Raw genomic sequence first — 18153 nt, forward strand, 5'->3', positions numbered from 1 at the left:
CATGACGGGGTTCGGCGCTCACCCTGCCATCATGGTGGGCGACCGACCGGCGCCCCGCCCCCCCCCCCCGCGGGCCCGCCCCCCCCCGGCGGCGGGGGCCGCCGCCCCGGCCGGCGGCGACCCCGCCGGCCACACCCCGAGCCCCCCGAGACCCGGAGGACCCGCCGTGTCCGCACCCGCCCGCCGCCGCCCGGCGCCCCCCGCCTGAGCCGCCCGGTGGTCCACGTCCTCACCCGGGGCGGCAACGTCGGCCTCGCCCAGGCCGGCCTGACCGGCCCCGTCGTCGTCACCCTCACCTGGAACCCCGCGCCCGGGGTCGACGCCGACCTCTCGGCGTTCCTCACCACCGGCGCCGGCAGGGTCCGCAGCGACGACGACTTCGTCTTCTACAACCAGCCCGCGGGCGCCGGCGGCGCGGTGCGCCACCTCGGCAAGTCCGCCCGCGGCGGCGCCACCGTCGACCAGGTGCGCATCGACCCCGCCGCGCTGCCGGCCGACGTCGAGAAGGTCGTCATCGGCGCCTCCCTCGACGGCGCCGGCACCTTCGGCGCGCTGCGCGGGCTCGCCGTCGAGGTGGGCACCGAGGGCGGCGCCCCGGCCGCGGTGCGCTGCGAGCTGGCCGCCGGTCCCGAGACCGCGCTCGTGTTCGCCGAGGTGTACCGCCGCGGCGCCGAGTGGAAGGTCCGCGCCGTCGGGCAGGGCTACACCAACGGCCTGGCCGGCATGGCCACCGACGTCGGCGTGAGCGTCGACGACGAGCCCGCCGCCGCTGCCCCCGCCGCTGCCCCCGCCGCTGCCCCCGCCGCGGCCGCCCCGGCTGCGCCGTCCGCGCCCGCCGCCCCTCCCGCAGGCCCCCCGGTCAGCATGGAGAAGCGCCGGCTGGTCGACCTCGAGAAGAAGCTCGCCACCTCCGCGCCGCAGATGCTCAGCCTGGTCAAGACCGCCGGCGTCAGCCTGGAGAAGCGCGGCCTCGGCGAGCACACCGCCCGGGTCGCGCTGGTGCTCGACATCTCCGGCTCGATGGCCGCGCTCTACCGCGCCGGCGCCGTCCAGCGGCTCGCCGAGCGGGTGCTGGCTCTCGGCCTGCGGTTCGACGACGACGGCGTCGTCGACGTGTTCCTGTTCGGCAAGGACGTGCACCGGCCCGAGCCCGGCCTGCGCCTGGAGGGCCACCAGCAGTACATCGCCGACCTCACCCGGCAGTACCCGCTGGAGTACGACACCCGCTACGGCGCGGCGATGGCCGCCGTCCGGCAGGCCTACTTCGGCGACAGCCGCGAGCGGGTCGAGCCGCAGCCGGCGCAGGTGCCCGTCTACGTCATGTTCCTCACCGACGGCGCCCCGAGCGACAAGTCGGTGGCCACCCGGCAGATCAAGGCGGCGTCCTTCGAGCCGGTGTTCTGGCAGTTCATGGGCATCGGCCCCGAGCGGCAGTTCTCCTACCTGCAGCGGCTCGACGACCTCGACGGCCGCTACACCGACAACGCCGACTTCTTCGCCGTCGACCAGGACGACCTCATGGGCCGCCGGCCGATCAGCGACGACGCGCTGTTCGACCGGCTCATGACGGAGTACCCCGGCTGGCTCCAGCGGGCGCGCGCCCAGGGCCTGCTGCGCCCCTGACCCCTGACCGTCCCCAGACCGACACCCGGCGTTCCGGCGCCGTCCAGCCCGCATCCAGCAGAGGGTGAGAGGGATCGTCCGTGCGCCACTTCGCCTACCTGACCGACGACGAGCGCGCGCAGCTGTTCGCGGTCCCGCCGGGGGACATCGGCCCCGCGACGCCCCGCGCCCAGCTCGCGCTGGCCCTCGGCGCCACCCTCTACAGCCCCGGCACCCGGCCGGCCCTGGACGAGGACGCCCTCCGGGCCGCCGGTGTCGGTGCCACGAGCACCGTCTGGTGCCTGGAGGACGCCATCCCGCACGCCGCGGTCGGCGAGGCCGAGGCCAACGTCGTCACCGCGCTGCAGCGCCTCGACCGGCGGGTGGCCGACGGCGACCCGGCCCCGCTGCCGCTGGTGTTCGTGCGGGTGCGCACGCCCGAGCAGATCCGCTCGATCGCGCTGGCCGCCGGCCCGGCGCTGGCCCGGCTCACCGGGTTCAGCCTGCCCAAGGCCACCGGCGCCACCCTCGGACCGATGCTCGAGGCGATCGCCGAGGTGGGCGCCGCCACCGGCCTCCCGCTCTACGGCATGCCGATCCTCGAGACGCCCGACCTCGCCTGGCGGGAGACCCGCGCGGAGGCGCTGGCCGCGCTCGCCGCCGTCGTCGAGGCGCACCGGGAGATCGTGCTGTGCCTGCGGGTGGGCGGCACCGACCTCTCGGGGCTGTTCGGCCTGCGCCGCGACCGCGACACCACCATCTGGGACGTCGCCGTCGTCCGCGACTGCCTGGCCGACGTCGTCAACCGGTTCACCCGGGGCGGCGAGCACGTGGTCACCGGCGCGGTGTGGGAGCACATCCCCGGGCAGCGGCTGTTCAAGCCGCAGCTGCGCCAGTCGCCGTTCACCGAGCAGGACGAGGGCCGGCTGCGCCAGCAGCTCATCGCCGGCGACCTCGACGGCCTGGTCCGCGAGGTGGCGCTCGACAAGGCCAACGGCGTGCTGGGCAAGACCGTCATCCACCCGGCGCACGTGTCGGTGGTCAACGCGCTGCTCACCGTCTCCCGCACCGAGTACGACGACGCCCTGGAGATCCTCACCGCCCGCGGGCGGGGCGGCATCGCGGTGTCGGAGCACGGGCGGATGAACGAGATCGGCCCGCACGCGCTGTGGGCGGAGCTGATCAGCCGCCGCGCCGCGGTGTACGGCGTCGTCGCCGACGAGGCCGCGCTGGTCGAGCTCCTCGCGGCGGGCAGCCGGCGGCTGGCCGAGGTGTTCGGGGCGAGGGGGGCCCGGCGCGCGTGACCGCCACCCTCACCGGTGCCGCAGGACCCGGCGGGGACGTCGTCGCCGCGGGGATCGGCGGCACCGTCTCCCGCCTGCTCGACGTCCGGCCCGCCGACCCCGAGGGCTTCGCCGCGCTGTGCGGCCTCGGGCTGCGCGACAACCCGCGCCGCGCGCACCTCGTCGTCTCCCGGGTGCTCGGCAAGCACGTGCCGGTCCCGCCGGCCGACGTCCTCGGCGCCGCCGACGCGCTCGGCGACGCGGTGGCCGCCCTGCTCGGCGGCGAGGCCCCCGGGCTGGTGATCGGCTACTGCGAGACCGCCACCGGCCTCGGGCACGGCGTCGCCGCCCGGCTCGGCGCTCCGGCGCTGTCGACCACCCGCCGCGTGCACCCCGGCGTGCCGGTGGCCGCGGCGTTCGAGGAGGAGCACTCGCACGCCGTCGCGCACGCGCTGCAGCCCTCCGGCGCGGTGTCGCTGGACGCCCCGGGCCCGCTGGTCCTCGTCGACGACGAGCTGACCAGCGGCCGCACCGTGCTCAACACCGTCGCCGAGCTGCAGGCCCGCTGGCCGCGCGAGCGCTACGTCGTCGCCACGCTGCTCGACGCCCGCCCGCCGGCCGCGCGGGCCGCGTTCGCCGAGCGCGCCGCGGCGCTGGGCGTGCGGGTCGACGTCGCCGCCGTGCTCACCACCGCCCTCGACCTGCCCGACGACGTGCTGTCGCGGGCCGCCGCCGCCCGGGCCGCGCTGCCCGCCCCCGCGCCGCCGCCGTCCGGGGCGCCGGGCGCGGTGCGCGTGCACGCCGGGCTGTGGCCGGCCGACGCGCCCACCTCCGCCCGGCACGGCCTCCCCGCCACCGGCACCGCCGCGCTCCGGCGCGGCGCGGAGGAGGCCGCCGAGGCGCTCGCCCCCGCGCTCGCCGGCAGCCGCGGCGTCCTCGTGCTCGGCACCGAGGAGCTCATGTACGCGCCCGCCGCGCTCGCCGCCGCCCTGGCCGGCCGGCTCGGCGGCGTCCCCGTCACCACCCAGTCGACCACCCGGAGCCCCGTGCACGCCGCCGACGACCCCGGCTACGCCCTGCGCCGCAGCCTGGCCTTCCCCGCGCCCGACGAGCCCTCGCGCGGCTCCCTGGTGCACAACCTCGCCGACCCGGCCGCCGTCCCGGCCGGGCGCTGGTCGGACCTGCGCGCCGACGACGTCGTGGTCGTGGTCGACGCCCCGGCCGCCGACGCCGCCCCGCTGGCCGAGGCGCTGCGCCCGTTCGCCGCCCGCGCCGTGCACCTGGTGACCGTCCCGCTCTCGGAGCCCACCCCGTGACCGCGCTGCAGCCGGGCCTCGCGCCCGCCGTGCCCGGCCGGTTCGGCTCGTACGCGCCCGAGGAGGTGACCTGGCTGCTCACCGACCTGTCGTCGGTCGCGCTCGAGCGCGGCACCGAGGACCGTGAGGAGGCGATCCAGTCGGGCACCCACTACTCGGAGATGCTGCCGGTCGAGTACCAGCCCGACGAGGCGTACCTGGCGCTGTTCACCGCCGCACTGGAGGCCTCCGCGCAGCGCCTGGCCGACGCCGTCGCGCGGGTCGGCGAGCTGGTCTGGGACGCCGCGGCCGCGCACGGGCAGACGCCGGTGCTCGTCTCCCTCGCCCGCGCCGGCACGCCGATCGGGGTGATGCTGCGCCGCTGGTTCCTGGCCTCGCGCGGCGTCGAGGTGCCGCACTACACCGTCTCGATCATCCGTGGCCGCGGCATCGACCGGGTCGCCGTGGCGCACGTGCTCGCGCGGCACCCGGCGTCGGCGGTGCGCTTCGTCGACGGCTGGACCGGCAAGGGCGCCATCCAGCGTCAGCTCACCGAGGCGGTGGCCGGCTGGGTGGCCGAGCACCCCGGGGACGCCGCCCTCGACGACCGGCTCGCCGTCCTCGCCGATCCCGGCGTCTGCACCGAGCTGTACGGCACCCGCGACGACTTCCTCATCCCCAGCGCCTGCCTCAACAGCACGGTGTCCGGGTTGGTCAGCCGCACGGTGCTGCGCGAGGACCTCATCGGCCCCGGCATGTTCCACGGCGCGAAGTACTACGCCGAGCTCGCCGGCGCCGACGTGTCCGCGCTGTTCGTCGACACCGTCGCGGCGGCGTTCCCGGCGACCGCGCCCGCCGACGACGTCCCGGCCGCCGCGCGCCGCCCGACGTGGGCCGGCTGGGCCGCCGTCGAGGCGATCGCGGCGGAGCACGGCATCGCCGACGTCAACCTGGTCAAGCCCGGGGTGGGGGAGACGACGCGGGTGCTGCTGCGCCGGGTGCCCTGGCAGGTGCTGGTGCGCCCCGACCGCGCCGAGGACCTGCGGCACGTCGCCGCGCTGGCCCGCGCCCGCGGGGTGCCGCTGGTGGAGGTGCCCGACCTGCCGTACTCGTGCGTCGGGCTGATCCGGCCGGTGGGCCGGTGACCGCCGTCCTGCCTGCCACCGTGCTCACGACCGTGGCCGCCGTGGACCTCGACCGCACCCTCATCTACTCGGCGTCCGCCGCCGGGACGACCGAGGGCCTGCAGGTGGTCGAGCACCTCGACGGCGCTCCGCTCAGCCACGCGACGCCGGCGTCCTGGGAGCTGCTGGCCGAGCTGTCCCGCCGCGCCGTCCTGGTGCCGGTGACCACCCGCACCGAGGCCCAGTACGGGCGGGTGCGGCTGCCGGTCGTGCCCCGCTACGCGCTGTGCGGCAACGGCGGCGTGCTGCTCGCCGACGGCGTCCGCGACCCGGGCTGGGACGCCTGGGCGGCCGCGACCGCCGCCGAGGCCGCGCCGCTGCCCGAGCTGCTCGCGCCCCTGGAGGCGGTGGCCGGCGAGCCGTGGGTGCGCACCGTGCGGTCCGCCGAGGGCCTGTTCGGCTACCTCGTCGCGCACACCCGCGACGGCATCCCCGAGGACTGGCTGGCCGCCACCACCGACGCCGCCACCGCCGCGGGCGCCACGCTGAGCGTGCAGGGCCGCAAGGTGTACGTCGTCCCCGCGGGGCTGTCGAAGGCCGCCGGGCTGCTGCGGCTGCGCCGGCTGCTCGCGGGGGAGGGGCCTGCGCCGCGGCTGCTGTGCGCCGGCGACAGCCTGCTCGACGCGCCGATGCTGCTGGCCGCCGACGCCGCCGTCCGCCCCGCGCACGGCGAGCTGCACGAGCAGGGCTGGACCGGCGCGCGGGTCGCCGTCACCGGCGCCACCGGCGCCGCGGCCGGCGAGGAGATCGTGCGCTGGCTGCTGGCGCGGGCCTGACCCGTGCGCCTGGACCCGGTCCGGGCCGACCTCGCCCCGCTCGTGCCGGAGGCCCGGGCCTTCACGCCGCGCGCGGCGCGCGGCGCGGGCCGGCGTCCCTGGCGGAGCTGCGCGCGGTGCGGGCGCAGCTGCCCCCGGTGCGGCCGCCCGACGCGCACGCCGGCGAGGTCCCGCTGTGGGTGCACGAACCGCCCGGCGCGGCGCGCGGCGCGGTCCTCGACCTGCCGGGCGGCGGCTTCACCCTCGGGCCGACGGCGGCCGGGCTGGAACGGGCCGCGGAGACGGCGCGGACCCTCGGCGTCGTCGTGGTGGTGCCCGGGTACCGGCTCGCGCCCGAGCACCCCTGGCCCGCCGCGCCCGACGACTGCGAGGCCGCCGCCCGCTGGCTGCTCGGGCACGCCCCGGCCCGGTCCGGCACCCCCGCCCTGGCGGTCACCGGCAGCTCCGCCGGGGCCACCCTCGCGGCGACGACGCTGCTCCGGCTCCGCGACGCGGGCCTGGGGGACGCCGTCGCCGGCGCCGTCCTCGAGTACGGCACCTTCGACCTCAGCGGCACCACCCCCGCCGGACGCCGGATCGCCGGCGAGTGGTTCCTCACCGCCTACGCCGGGGCGGTCGCCGACCGCACGCTGCCCGACGTCTCGCCCCTCTTCGGCGACCTGCGCGGGCTGCCGCCGGTCCTGCTCGTCGTCGGCGAGGACGACGTGCTGCTGGAGGACGACCTGGTCATGGCCGCCCGGCTCGCCGCCGCGGGCGTCGACGTCGACGTCCGCGTCTACCCGGGGCAGCCGCACGGCTTCACCGGCCACCCGACGGCGCTGGCCCGCGCGGCCCGGGAGGAGCGCGGCGCCTGGCTCTCCGCCCGCCTCCCCGTCGGCTCCGGCGGCTAGTCCGCGCGGGCGGTGCGCACCAGCGCGGCCAGGCCCTGCTCGATCGACTCCGCCTCGCGCAGCACCGCGCCCCAGTCCGGTCGCTCGCCGCGGGCCGCGGACTCCAGCGGCGGCAGCCGGCGGGCCAGCTCCTCGAAGGTGCGGCGGAACCGGCGGGCGCGCTCCTCGGGCAACCCGCCGAGGAAGCGCCGCGCGTCGACGACGGCGCGCTGCACCTCACCGAGCAGCGACCCCGGGTCGGCGGCGACGGCGTCGAGGCGGGACAGCCGGGCGGTCGCGGCGCGCACCTCGTCGTCGACCCGGCCGGCCGCGGCGCGGACCCGGGCGAGCAGTGCCTCCGCCGCCGGCACGTCCAGGAGCGGCTCGCGCAGCGCCGCGGTCAGCGCCTCCAGCGCCGCGTCGGCCTCGGCCAGCGCCCCGGCCGCCCGCTGCGGGGCCCGCTCGACGTCGGACCACGCCGAGAGCGGGTAGCGCCGGCGCAGCTCGCTCATCACCGGCGCCAGCCGCTCGTGGCGGGTGCCCAGCGCCTCCCGGCGGGTGCGCACCGACGCCGCGCCCCGGCGCACCGCCTCGGCCCGGCCCGCCAGCCCGCGCAGCCGCTCGACGGCGGCGTCGGCGGCCCGGCGGGCGCGGGCGGCGGCCGCCGCGGCGTCGGCGGCGCGGCGCTCGGCCAGCGCCGACTCCGCGCCGGCGAGCGCGGCGGCGGACTCCGCGAGGAGCGGTTCGACCCCGCCGTCGGTGAGCGCGCCCCCGGCCGCGCCGGACAGCGCGGCGACGGCCGCCGTCCGGGCCTCCCGCGCCGCCGTCACCTCGGCCGCGGCCGCGGCCCGCGTGCGCGCGGCGGCCGCGAGCACCGCGCCGTACTGCTCGCGGAAGCGCAGCACCTGCGCGTGCACCTCGCGCAGCGCGGTCGCGGCGGCGCCCAGGTCGGCGGCGGCGCGGGCGGGGTCGGACGCGCCGGGCCCGTCGGCGGCGTTGTTGGAAAGCGCCTGCAGATAGTGTCCAATGACCGCGTCGGCGTGGGCCGAGAGATCCCGCCAGTCGCGGGCCAACGAGTCGGGAGCGGGGATGCGGTGCTGAGCCCGTCGTCCGCCCGTCCCCGGTGCCGGGACCGCGCCGGCCTCCTCGGCCGCGGCCACGGCGTCGGGCAGGTCCGCCAGGGCGGCGTCGAGGTCGAGCATGGCGGCGGCCGCCGCCTCGCGCGCGGCCGCGGCCTCCCGCAGGCCGGCGTCGCGGTCGCGGCGCCACCAGCGGGGAGCGGGTGCACCACCGAGCCCGCTCACGTCCGCCTCCTCCCGCGCCCCCGGGGCGGTCGCGCCCCGGCGCGGTCTGCCTACCACGTCGGGACCGGCCGCCCCCGGACGGGCGGCGCCGACCGCCCGGTCGGCTGAGCCCGTCCCGCCCGTCGCCCGCCGGAGGGCGGCGGGAACCGCAACCGGACCCCTCCCGTTGGTAACCGGGGCCCGCGTCCCGGCCGATCCGGCCCGGTGAGCGCCGGCCCGTCGTCGCCGCCTGGTCCACCAGGCGTCGGAAAGGAAACCTGATGCTCCGCTACTTCGGCTTCTCCGTCGGTCTGACGGTGGCCGCGCTCGTCACCGCGGTGGTGTTCGGCGGGCCCGCGGCCCTGCTGGCCGTCGCGGTCCTCGGCGTCCTCGAGGTCTGCCTCTCGTTCGACAACGCCGTGGTCAACGCCAAGGTCCTGCGCCGGATGAGCCCGCTGTGGCGGAAGCTGTTCCTCTACGTCGGCATCTTCATCGCCGTGTTCGGGATGCGCCTGCTGCTGCCGATCGTGCTCGTCTCGATCACCGCCGGCCTGTCGATCCCCGAGGTGTGGGACCTGGCCCTGACCGACCAGGAGGCCTACGGCGAGAACGTCGAGTCCGCGGCCGAGGCCATCTACACCTTCGGCGGCATCTTCCTGCTGATGATCTTCCTGAACTTCCTCTTCGACGAGGACCGGGAGATCCACTGGCTGTCGTGGCTGGAGCGCCCGCTGGCCAAGGCCGGCAAGCTGCCCTACCTGGCGATCGTCATCGCGCTGGCGGTCATCTACCTCGGCTCGCAGATCGCCGACGACGACAAGTACGCCACCGTCCTCGCCGCCGGCCTCGCCGGCCTGTTCACCTACCTGCTCATCGGCGGGCTCAACGAGATGCTCGAGGCCCCCGAGGGCGCCGACGAGGACGACGACGTGAGCGCCACCGGCGAGACCGCGGCCGGCGGCAACGGGAGCGGCAACGCCGCCGGCACCGCCACCAAGGCGGTCGCGGGCGCCGGCTTCGCCGCGTTCCTCTACCTCGAGGTGCTCGACGCGTCGTTCTCCTTCGACGGCGTCATCGGCGCGTTCGCCATCAGCAGCGACATCTTCATCATCGCGCTGGGCCTGGGCATCGGCGCCTTCTGGGTGCGGTCGCTGACCATCTACATGGTCGACAAGGGCACCCTCGACGAGTACCGCTACCTCGAGCACGGCGCCATGTGGGCCATCGGCTTCCTGGCCGTGATCATGATCCTCGAGCTGCGGTTCCACATCAGCGAGTACGTGACCGGCCTGACCGGCCTGCTCTTCATCGTCGCCGCGGTGATCAGCAGCATCGTGGCCAGCCGCCGCGAGGCCACCGGGGTGCCCTCCGGCACCGCCGAGCGGCGCGACGAGGTGACCGCTGGCCGGAGCTGACGCACCGGTCGCCAGCGGCCCCGGGGCACCCGCCCCGGGGCCGCTGGTGCGTCCGGGGACGGCGGGGCGGGAGACCTACCGCCGGTCCGGAGGGGGCGGATACGGTCCGGCCGGTCCCCGCACCCGTCCCGAGAGGCATCCGTGGCTCAGCTCACCGCCCACAAACGCGTCCTGCACGCCGACCTCCACGGCGACCGCATCCGGGCCGCCAGCGGCTCGATGGTCGCCTTCGAGGGCAACGTCGACTTCAAGAGCTCCGGCATGGGCGGGGGCGGCGGCATGCGGGCGGCGCTCAAGCGCGCCGTCGCCGGCGAGAGCATCTCGCTCATGGACTGCTCCGGCTCCGGCCGGGTGTACCTCGCGCTGGACGCGATGGACGTCCTCGTCGTCGACCTGGCCGGTGACACGCTGACCGTGGAGAGCGAGCACATCCTCGCCCACACCGAGCAGCTGCGCCTCGACGTCCAGTTCTCCGGGCTGCGCGGCGTCACCAGCGGGCAGGGCCTGGCGACGACGACGGTCTCCGGCCACGGCCAGGTCGCGCTGGTGTCCGAGGGGCCCGTCATGGCGCTGGAGGTCGCGCCCGGCGCCGACCTCGTCGTCGACCCCGACGCCTACGTCGGCTCCCGCGGCCAGCTGTCGATGAACCTGGTCTCCGGCGTCTCCTGGAAGTCCCTCGTGGGCGAGGGCTCCGGCGAGCCCTTCTCCCTCCGCTTCACCGGGCACGGCCTGGTGCTCGTCCAGTCCGCGGAGCGCTGACCCGTGAGCTTCGAGACCGTCAACAGCAAGGTCGTGCGCGCCCACGTCAGCCCGGCCGCGCCGGTGCTGGCCCGCCGCGGCGCGATGCTCGGCTACTCCGGGCAGGTCACCTTCCGCCCAGTGCACGGGCAGGGCCGCGGCATCGGCGGCATGGTCGGCGCGGCCATGTCGGGGGAGTCCAACGCGATGATGGCCACCGAGGGCACCGGCCAGGTGCTCTACGGCTACAAGGGCCTGTACGTGACCGTCCTCGAGCTCGACGGCGGCGCGCCGCTGGTCTGCGAGGCCGACCGGCTGCTCGCCCACGACGCGAACCTGCAGACCAGCGTGCAGTTCCTCGGCTCCGGCGGCGTCAAGCAGGCGATCAGCGGCGCGATGACCGGGCAGGGCCTGTTCACCACGAACGTGCACGGCCGCGGCGCGGTCGCGGTGCTCTCGCACGGCGGGGCGTTCCCGCTCCAGCTCAACGGTCAGCAGGTCGGCGTCGACCCGCAGGCCTACGTCGGCCACGTCGGCCAGCTGTCGGTGGACCTCGCCGCCAAGGTGGGCTTCCGCGACGTCGTCGGCCGCGGGTCCGGGGAGGCGTTCCAGTTGCGGATCAGCGGCCACGGCACCGTGTACGTCCAGGCCAGCGAGCAGAAGTTCTGAGGCGGCGACGATGACCTACCCACCCGGCAACCCCTACGGCGGCGGCAACCCCTACGGCGGCCAGCCGCAGCCCGGCCACGGCCAGCCCCCGGGCAACCCCTACGGCCAGCCCCAGCCCGGCTACGGGCAGCCCCAGCCGGGGTACGGCCAGCCGCACCCCGGCTACGGCCAGCCGCCGCAGCCGGGGTACGGCCAGCCCCCGCCGCCCGGCTACGGGCAGCCGCCGTACGGCGGCCCGCCGCCGCAGGGCGCGCCCAGCGGCGTGCCGGCCACGCTGAACCCGCAGTCGCTGCCCGACGACGACAACGTCAACCCCTACGTGTTCTGCATCGCGCTCGACGGCGAGTGGTTCATGAGCAAGGGCGCGATGCTGGCGTACTACGGCAACGTCCAGTTCGACGCCGTGAGCGAGTACTCCTCGGTGCAGGCGTGGGTGGCCAACCGCTTCTCCAGCCCGGTCTACATCCAGGACTGGGTGGTCGCCCAGGGCCACGGCAAGGTGCTCATCGGCGACCGCGGCTTCGACCTCAACGCCTACGACCTCGACGACGGCAACCTGACGATCAAGGCGAGCAACCTCTGCGCGTTCTCCAAGCAGCTGGAGCTCAAGCAGTCGATCGTGCCGGGGTTCGTCACCCTCATCGGCACGGGCAAGTTCATCGCCTCGTCCAACGGGCCGGTGATCTTCGTCGAGCCGCCGTTCCGGGCCGACCCCGACGCGCTGCTCGGCTGGGCCGACTGCCCGTCGCCGTCGGTGCACCACGACGCGCAGTGGATGACCCAGAACATCCGCGGGATGATCTCGGGCGCGCTGGGCCGGGCCTCCGGCGAGGAACGGCAGTACGACTTCACCGGCCAGGGCACGATCCTGCTGCAGTCGTCGGAGATCGCCCGCGAGGACCCGGCGGTGCTGCGGCTGGTCGAGTCGCAGACCCAGCTGCTCACCAACAGCCAGGCCGGCTCGCTCGGGCAGCGGCTGATCGCCCGCGCGCAGCAGCAGTGAGCGCGCCCCGGCCGGGTCCCGCGCGGACCCGGCCGGGGTGAGCGCTGCACTACGCTCGGTAGGCCATGCGGCCCGCCGACCTCGCCCTGCTGCGCACGCCGGGTGCGCCCACCGTCTCGCCCGACGGGCGGATGGCAGTGGTGGCCGTGACCCGCCCCGACGTCGACGCCGACGAGTACCGCGGGCAGTTGTGGGCGGTGCCCACCGACGGCTCGGCGCCGGCCCGCCCGCTCACCTCCGGCGCCCGCGACTCCGCGCCGTCGTTCTCCCCGGACGGCCGCTGGATCGCCTACCTCTCCGCCGGGGCCGGCGGCCGGCCGCAGGTGCACCTGCTGCCCACCGCCGGGGGCGCGCCGCGCCGGCTCACCGACGCCCCGCTCGGCGCCGGCGCCCCGGTGTGGTCGCCGGACTCCCGCCGGCTCGCCTGGGTGGCCCGCGTCCCCGAGGAGGGCCGCTACGGCACCCCGGACGCCGAGGGCCGCGTGGTGCCGCCGGAGGCCGAGCCACCGCGGCTGGTCACCCGGCTGCGGTCGCGCTTGGACGACGTCGGGTACACCGCCGACCGGCCCTCCTGCGTGTTCGTGCTCGACCTGCCCGCCGACCCGCTGGCCGACGACGTCCCGCCGCCGCGCCGGCTGACCGACGGGTCCGGGGAGGACGCCGACGTCGCCTGGTCGCCCGACGGCGAGCTGCTGGCCTTCGTCTCCGCCCGTCACCCCGGCGCCGACCGCGACTGCGTGCGCGACGTGTTCGTCGTCCCGGTGACCGGCGGCCGGCCGCGGCGGGTCACGCGCAGCCGCGGCGAGTGCCGGCTGCCGGCGTTCGACGCGGCCGGCACCACCGTCTACGTCACCGCCCGCCCCGACCTCGGCCCCGACGGGCTCGACGTCGCCGCCCGCTCCTTCACCCTGTGCCGGGTCTCCTTCGGCGGCGGGGAGCTCGAGCCGGTCCTCGACCCCGCCGAGGACGGCCGCGGCGACGAGACGCCGGCGACGGTGCTGTCCGGCGGTGCCGCGCTGGTCGGCGTCGAGCGGCGCGGCGGGGTGGAGCTGCTGCGGGTGCCGCTGGACGGCGGCCGGCCTGAGACGCTCGTCGACGGCCCGTTCACCGTGCGCGGGTTCGCCGCGGCCGGCGGGGTCGTCGTCGCCACCGTGGCCCACGACCGCTCGGCCGGCGAGCTGGTGGCCCTCACCCCCGGGCGCCGCCGGCTGCTCACCGGCTTCGGGTCGGCGCTGGGCGCCACCGGCCGGCTGCACCGCGCCACCGAGCGCACCGCCGTCGCCCCCGACGGGACGCCGGTGCACGGCTGGGTCACCGTGCCGGCGGGGGAGGGCCCGCACCCGGTGCTGCTGCTCGTGCACGGCGGGCCGCACACCCAGTGGGGGTGGTCGCTGCTCGACGAGGTGCAGGTGTACGTCTCGGCGGGCTACGCGGTGGTGCAGTGCAACCCGCGCGGCTCGTCGGGCTACGGCGAGGCGCACGGGCGGGCGATCGTCGGGGCGTGGGGCGGGCTGGACGCCGACGACGTGCTGGCCTTCCTCGACGCGGCGCTGGCCGACCCCGCTCTCGACGCCGAGCGGGTGGGCATCGCCGGCGGCTCCTACGGCGGCTACCTCACCGCCCTGCTGCTCACCCGCACCGACCGGTTCGCCGCGGCCGTCGTCGAGCGGGCGCTCACCGACCCGGTCTCCTTCGCCGGCACCAGCGACATCGGCTGGTGGTTCGCCGGCGCCCACCTCGGCGAGCAGCCGGCGAGCCCGCTGGCCGCCGCCGACGCCATCCGCACGCCCACCCTGGTCGTGCACTCCGAGGACGACGAGCGCTGCCCCCTCGAGCAGGGGCGGCGGCTGTTCGTCGCGCTGCAGCGGCGCGGGGTGCCCACCGCGCTGCTGCTGTTCCCCGGCGAGGGGCACGAGCTCACCCGCTCGGGCCGGCCGCGGCACCGGATGGCCCGGTTCGAGCACCTGCTCGCCTGGTGGGACCGCTGGCTCCCCGCGGGCCCGGGCTGAGTCAGCCCAGCCGCACCCGCGCGTCCGCCGGCGCCTCGCCGCCCACGAGCAGCCGCCCACCCACCCGCGTGCACGGGAACAGCGCCACGTGCCCCGTCTCGTCGGGCAGCGGCAGGCCGCCGTCGATCTCGTAGCGGGTGTTGGTGACCTTGCGCCGGGTGCCGTCCCCGGGGCTCTCGGGCGGGGCGTCCCGGCGGACCACCGCGACCACCTCGGTGCAGCCCTCGGGCCAGGTCCAGCGCAGCCGGTCGCCCTCGACCGCCGCCCCGGACACCGGCGGCAGCACCACCCAGGCGGCGCTGGGCCCCGCGACGGCGGCCGTGCCGGTGCGCACGAGCAGCACGTACTCGGTGACCGGCGCCGAGGGCCGCGCGTCGACCGCCAGCCCCGGGCCCACGGCCGGCACCAGGGCGCCGAGGGCGTCGGGGTCGGCGACGGCGGTGCCCGGCGCGGGCGGGGTGGCGCCCGCGGGCAGCCGGCGCACCTCGGCGGCGGGGACGTCGTGGACCAGCCGCAGTCGGCGGCCGTGGGGGAGGGCGGTGAGCGAGCCGGCCGGGGGCGCCTCGACCACCGGGGCCGGCCGGGGCGCAGGAGCGGGGACCCCGCCCGTGGTCGCCTCCGCGGGGGCCGCGCCGGTGGCCGCCTCCGCGGAGGCGACCCCGAACCGTGAGGCGACGACGACGTGGCCGGTGACCGGGCCGTACCCGCCGTCCTCCAGGGACGTGCCGGTCGTCGAGCCGACCACCTGGCGGCCGCCGTCGGGCCGCACGCGGAGGACCCGGTACTCGACCGGGCCGCCTGAGGTCGAGCGCGTCCACCGCACCTCGCGGGCGCCGCCGGGCGCGGGGACGGTGTGCACACCGGTGGGCGGGGCGACGGGGAGCGCGGCGAGCTCGGCCCGGGCGGCCGGGTGGTCGGCGACGGCGTCGAGGGCGGCCAGCAGCGCGTCCTCCCGGTCCCGGCCGGTGCAGGGCGGGGCGAGGACGGCGTCGGCCATCGCCAGCGCCTCCCGCGAGCGCCGGAGCAGCTCGGCGGCGTCCTGCCCGCGCGGCCCGGGGACGTCGGCGGCGGTGGCGACCAGCTGCTCGAGCGCCGTCGCGGCGGCGGCGTGCCGCCGGGCGGCCAGCGCCGGCCCGACCGCGCGCCACGCGGCCTCCGCGCGGGCGGTGGCCTCGGCCGCCTCGTCGCGCACGGCCCGGATCGGCGGGAGCAGCTCGCCGGCCGCGGCCAGCGCGGCGTCGGCGTGCTGGCGCGCGGCGGCGGCCCGACCCTCCCGCAGCGCCGCACGGGCCGCGGACACCTCGGCCTGCCAGTCGGCGCGGCCGGGCACGCGCGCCGGCGGCGGCGCGGGCAGGTCCACCGTGGCGCCCGCCTCGCGCGCCAGCCCGGTGACCACGTCGGTCGCGCGCTGCGGGTCGAGGCCGGCGGCCTGCGCCTCCTGCACGAGCAGGTACGCGTCGGCGGGGGTGAGCCGGTCCTCGACGAGCACGGCCGCAGCGACCCGGGGCCGCAGCGCCGCGCGGACGTCGTCGGCCAGGGCGTCGAGGTAGACGGCGGGGTCGCCGTCGACGAGCAGCGTGCCGGCGGCGGCGAGCAGGTCGTCGACGAGCGCCCGCCGCCGGTCGGGGCGGCGCTGCCGGTTGACCACGAGCAGGGCGTCGCGGCGCCGGCGGACGGTCTCGCGATCGGCGGTCGGGGGCAGCTCGAGCAGGGCGTGCAGGCTGGGCACCCGGGCACCCTCGATCCGGCCGAGCTCCTCCAGGCCGTCGCGGACCTGCCGCAGCACCACCGCGGCGCCTGCCGCGGCCTCCGGTGCCGGCGGGACCTCGGCGCCGAGCAGCCGGTGCCCGCGCAGCCGGGCCTCGAAGGCGGCGTCGTCGAGCCCGGCCGCGGCCGCCATCGCGCGCAGGCCGGCGACCTTGTCGGCGGGCACCCCGCCGAAGCGCTCGACGAGTCGCTGCAGCGCGGCGTCCAGCTCGGTGTACCGGGCGGCGTCGCGGCGGGCCCGCTCGGCGCGGGTCTGCCCGGCCAGCCACTGCCGCCCGCCGGCGGTGCGCAGCTGCGCGGCGAGGGCGTCGTGCGAGCCGAGCAGTGCGGTGACCAGGCCCCGGTACTTGGGGTGGTCGCGCTGCTTCTGCCAGAACGCCCAGACGGCGTCGACCTGCCGGGCGACCTCGTCGTCGGTCAGCTGCCCGGCGGCGTCGAGGGGGAGGTCGTAGACCTCGAACGGGTCGGTGGTGTCCGCACCGCCGCGGGCCTCGATCGCGGCGAGGACCCGCTTGCGGTAGCCGTTGCCGTCGAAAGGAGGCAGCACGCGTCAGTCCTGCCGGTGGCGGACCCGGCCGACCTGCGCCCGCTCCCGGGCGACGTCGGCCTGGCTGAGCGCGGCGCCGGTCTCCACGCGCACGGTGAGCGGCCGGTCGGTGAGGCCCTCGTGCAGGGCGGTGAGCTCGAGGATCCCGTCGAAGCCCATCCGCAGCACCACCTGGATCTCCGTGCCGGCGGGGTACCCGGGCGGGATGTCCTCGATGGAGGCCTCGGCGAGCAGCTTGGCGTCCTCCGGCCGCGGCGACTCCGCGCCGCCGCCCTGCTCGACCACCCGGATGGTGACCACCCGCTGGTCGTCGTGGACGGTGCCGAACGAGCGGCGGACGGCGATGGGCAGCCGGTCGTTGCGGTGCACCAGGAAGACGGTGGCCGGCTCGCCGAAGCGGTCGAGCGCGAGGACGCCGAAGCCGCGCGAGACGGTGTTGAGCACCTGGATCTCCACGGTGCGCCGCACCTGGGCCGCGGTGAGCCCGACGGCGTTCCCGAGGCGGGCGCAGGCGGCGTCGACGTCGGCGTCGGCCGCGTACTCCAGCGGCGTGCCCGGGCCGAGCGCGCCGCGGGTGACCAGGTCGGCGGTGAGCAGCCGCTCGAGCTGCTTCTTGCGGCCGTAGACGGCGGCGCCCTTGGCGACGGCGAGGTCGGGGTCGTGCACCTCGGCCGGCACGCCGAGCTCGGCGGTGAGCCGCGCGGTGACGGCGGGCATGCGGGTGGAACCGCCGACGAGCAGCACCCGGTCGATGCGGTCGACACCCCGCGCGCGGGCGGCGGCCACGGCGGCGCGGGTGAGCTCCACCGTGCGGTCGAGCAGGCCGGCGGTGAGCCGCTCGAACTCGGCGCGGGTGACCGGCACGTCGGCGCGCCGCCCGTCGTGCTCGACCGGGACGACGACGCTCTCGCGGGAGCTGAGCTCGCGCTTGGCCCGCTCGGCGGCCAGGACCAGGGCCTGCCCGCCGGCGCTGTCGTCGAGCGGGTCCTCGGCGTCGGGGTGGGCGGCGAGGAAGGCGCGGGAGAGGTGGACGGCGAGCTTCTCGTCCCAGTCGGCGCCGCCGAGCTCGTGGTCGCCGTCGGTGGCCACGACGGCCAGCCGCCGGTCGGCCAGCTCGACCACCGCGACGTCGACCGTGCCGCCGCCGAGGTCGTAGACGAGCGCGACCTCCTCGAGGGAGTCGGCCGGGCCCGCGCCGTCGAGGCGGGCGAAGCCGTAGGCCAGCGCGGCCGCCGTCGGCTCGTTGATGACGTCGAGGACGGTGAGCCCGGCGTACTCGCCGGCCAGCCGGGTGGCGCGCCGCTCCTCGTCGCCGAAGTAGGCCGGGACGGTGATGACGACGTCCTGCACCGGGCCCGCCGTGGAGAAGGCGGTCTCGCTGACCAGGGCCTTGAGCACCAGGCTGCTGACCGCCGGCGCCGACCAGGAGCGGCCGTGGCTGACGAAGCGCCAGGAGCTGTCGCCCATCCGCCGCTTGACCAGCGTGCAGACGTCGTCGGGCTGGGCGCGGGCCAGGACGCGGGCCCGCTCGCCGGTGACGTAGTCGTCGGGGCCGACGAACAGGACGACGCTGGGCAGGGTGCGCTCGCCGTCGAGGAGGGGGACGACCTCGGCGGCGCCGTCCTCGCCCACCTGGGCGAGGCAGCTGTAGGTGGTGCCGAGGTCGATGCCGTGGACGGTGGGCGAGGGCAGACGGGCACCGCGGGGCACGGT

14 protein-coding genes are annotated in these 18153 nt (G+C 77.7%); 11 read left to right on the forward strand and 3 right to left on the reverse strand.

All coding sequences use genetic code 11. From position 1 onward, the window contains the following. Positions 1-216: 216 nt before the first annotated feature. The 6 genes from ACI79X_RS13155 to ACI79X_RS13180 all read left to right on the forward strand — a co-directional run bounded on the left by ACI79X_RS13155 (position 217) and on the right by ACI79X_RS13180 (position 7030). Positions 217-1623 carry a VWA domain-containing protein gene (locus ACI79X_RS13155; RefSeq protein ID WP_457025850.1) on the forward strand — a complete coding sequence of 469 codons (1407 nt, stop codon included), beginning with the start codon at positions 217-219 and terminating at the stop codon, positions 1621-1623. Positions 1624-1703: 80 nt separating this feature from the next. Continuing rightward, positions 1704-2906 (forward strand): HpcH/HpaI aldolase/citrate lyase family protein, encoded by a 1203-nt coding sequence (locus ACI79X_RS13160; RefSeq protein WP_457025851.1) that lies wholly within the window; start codon positions 1704-1706, stop codon positions 2904-2906. Then, positions 2903-4201, forward strand: a complete 1299-nt coding sequence (locus ACI79X_RS13165) for a phosphoribosyltransferase domain-containing protein (RefSeq protein WP_457025852.1) — start codon at positions 2903-2905, stop codon at positions 4199-4201. Before ACI79X_RS13160 ends, ACI79X_RS13165 begins: the two co-directional genes overlap by 4 nt. Further along, complete coding sequence (locus tag ACI79X_RS13170) at positions 4198-5325, forward strand: cysteine protease StiP family protein (protein ID WP_457025853.1); 1128 nt, start codon at positions 4198-4200, stop codon at positions 5323-5325. Before ACI79X_RS13165 ends, ACI79X_RS13170 begins: the two co-directional genes overlap by 4 nt. After that, positions 5322-6140 (forward strand): hypothetical protein, encoded by an 819-nt coding sequence (locus tag ACI79X_RS13175; RefSeq protein ID WP_457025854.1) that lies wholly within the window; start codon positions 5322-5324, stop codon positions 6138-6140. Before ACI79X_RS13170 ends, ACI79X_RS13175 begins: the two co-directional genes overlap by 4 nt. A 116-nt stretch (positions 6141-6256) precedes the next feature. Then, positions 6257-7030 (forward strand): alpha/beta hydrolase, encoded by a 774-nt coding sequence (locus ACI79X_RS13180; RefSeq protein ID WP_457025855.1) that lies wholly within the window; start codon positions 6257-6259, stop codon positions 7028-7030. On the opposite strand, the gene ACI79X_RS13185 is transcribed toward ACI79X_RS13180, so the two are convergent. Next, positions 7027-8313 carry a hypothetical protein gene (locus ACI79X_RS13185; RefSeq protein WP_457025856.1) on the reverse strand — a complete coding sequence of 429 codons (1287 nt, stop codon included), beginning with the start codon at positions 8311-8313 and terminating at the stop codon, positions 7027-7029. The two genes, ACI79X_RS13180 and ACI79X_RS13185, sit on opposite strands and share 4 nt — an antisense overlap. 260 nt (positions 8314-8573) lie before the next feature. On the opposite strand from ACI79X_RS13185, the gene ACI79X_RS13190 reads away from it, so the two are divergent. From ACI79X_RS13190 to ACI79X_RS13210, 5 genes are all read left to right on the forward strand, one after another. Next, positions 8574-9707, forward strand: coding sequence for a DUF475 domain-containing protein (locus tag ACI79X_RS13190; RefSeq protein ID WP_457025857.1), 1134 nt, complete (start codon positions 8574-8576; stop codon positions 9705-9707). Positions 9708-9848: 141 nt separating this feature from the next. After that, entirely contained in the window at positions 9849-10466 is a 618-nt protein-coding gene (locus tag ACI79X_RS13195; protein WP_457025858.1) for an AIM24 family protein, read from the forward strand. A gap of 3 nt (positions 10467-10469) precedes the next feature. Further along, positions 10470-11114, forward strand: coding sequence for an AIM24 family protein (locus ACI79X_RS13200; RefSeq protein WP_457025859.1), 645 nt, complete (start codon positions 10470-10472; stop codon positions 11112-11114). 10 nt (positions 11115-11124) lie between these two features. After that, positions 11125-12117, forward strand: coding sequence for an AIM24 family protein (locus ACI79X_RS13205; protein WP_457025860.1), 993 nt, complete (start codon positions 11125-11127; stop codon positions 12115-12117). 65 nt (positions 12118-12182) lie between these two features. Then, positions 12183-14126, forward strand: a complete 1944-nt coding sequence (locus ACI79X_RS13210; protein ID WP_457025861.1) for a S9 family peptidase — start codon at positions 12183-12185, stop codon at positions 14124-14126. Between the two features lies 1 nt (position 14127). Here the strand turns inward: ACI79X_RS13210 and ACI79X_RS13215 are convergent, their stop codons facing one another. Further along, positions 14128-16440, reverse strand: a complete 2313-nt coding sequence (locus ACI79X_RS13215; RefSeq protein WP_457025862.1) for a hypothetical protein — start codon at positions 16438-16440, stop codon at positions 14128-14130. Positions 16441-16443: 3 nt separating this feature from the next. Continuing rightward, the gene (locus ACI79X_RS13220; protein ID WP_457025863.1) at positions 16444-18150 is read right to left on the reverse strand and encodes an Hsp70 family protein; all 1707 of its coding nucleotides are present in this window, start codon (positions 18148-18150) and stop codon (positions 16444-16446) included. Positions 18151-18153 lie beyond the last annotated feature (3 nt).

The organism is Geodermatophilus sp. SYSU D01119, assembly GCF_054049975.1.

Coding starts and splice junctions, on each gene's coding strand:
- ACI79X_RS13190 (WP_457025857.1), top strand. CDS start 8,574: ATGCTCCGCTACTTCGGCTTCTCCGTCGGTCTGACGGTGGCCGCGCTC.
- ACI79X_RS13205 (WP_457025860.1), top strand. CDS start 11,125: ATGACCTACCCACCCGGCAACCCCTACGGCGGCGGCAACCCCTACGGC.
- ACI79X_RS13210 (WP_457025861.1), top strand. CDS start 12,183: ATGCGGCCCGCCGACCTCGCCCTGCTGCGCACGCCGGGTGCGCCCACC.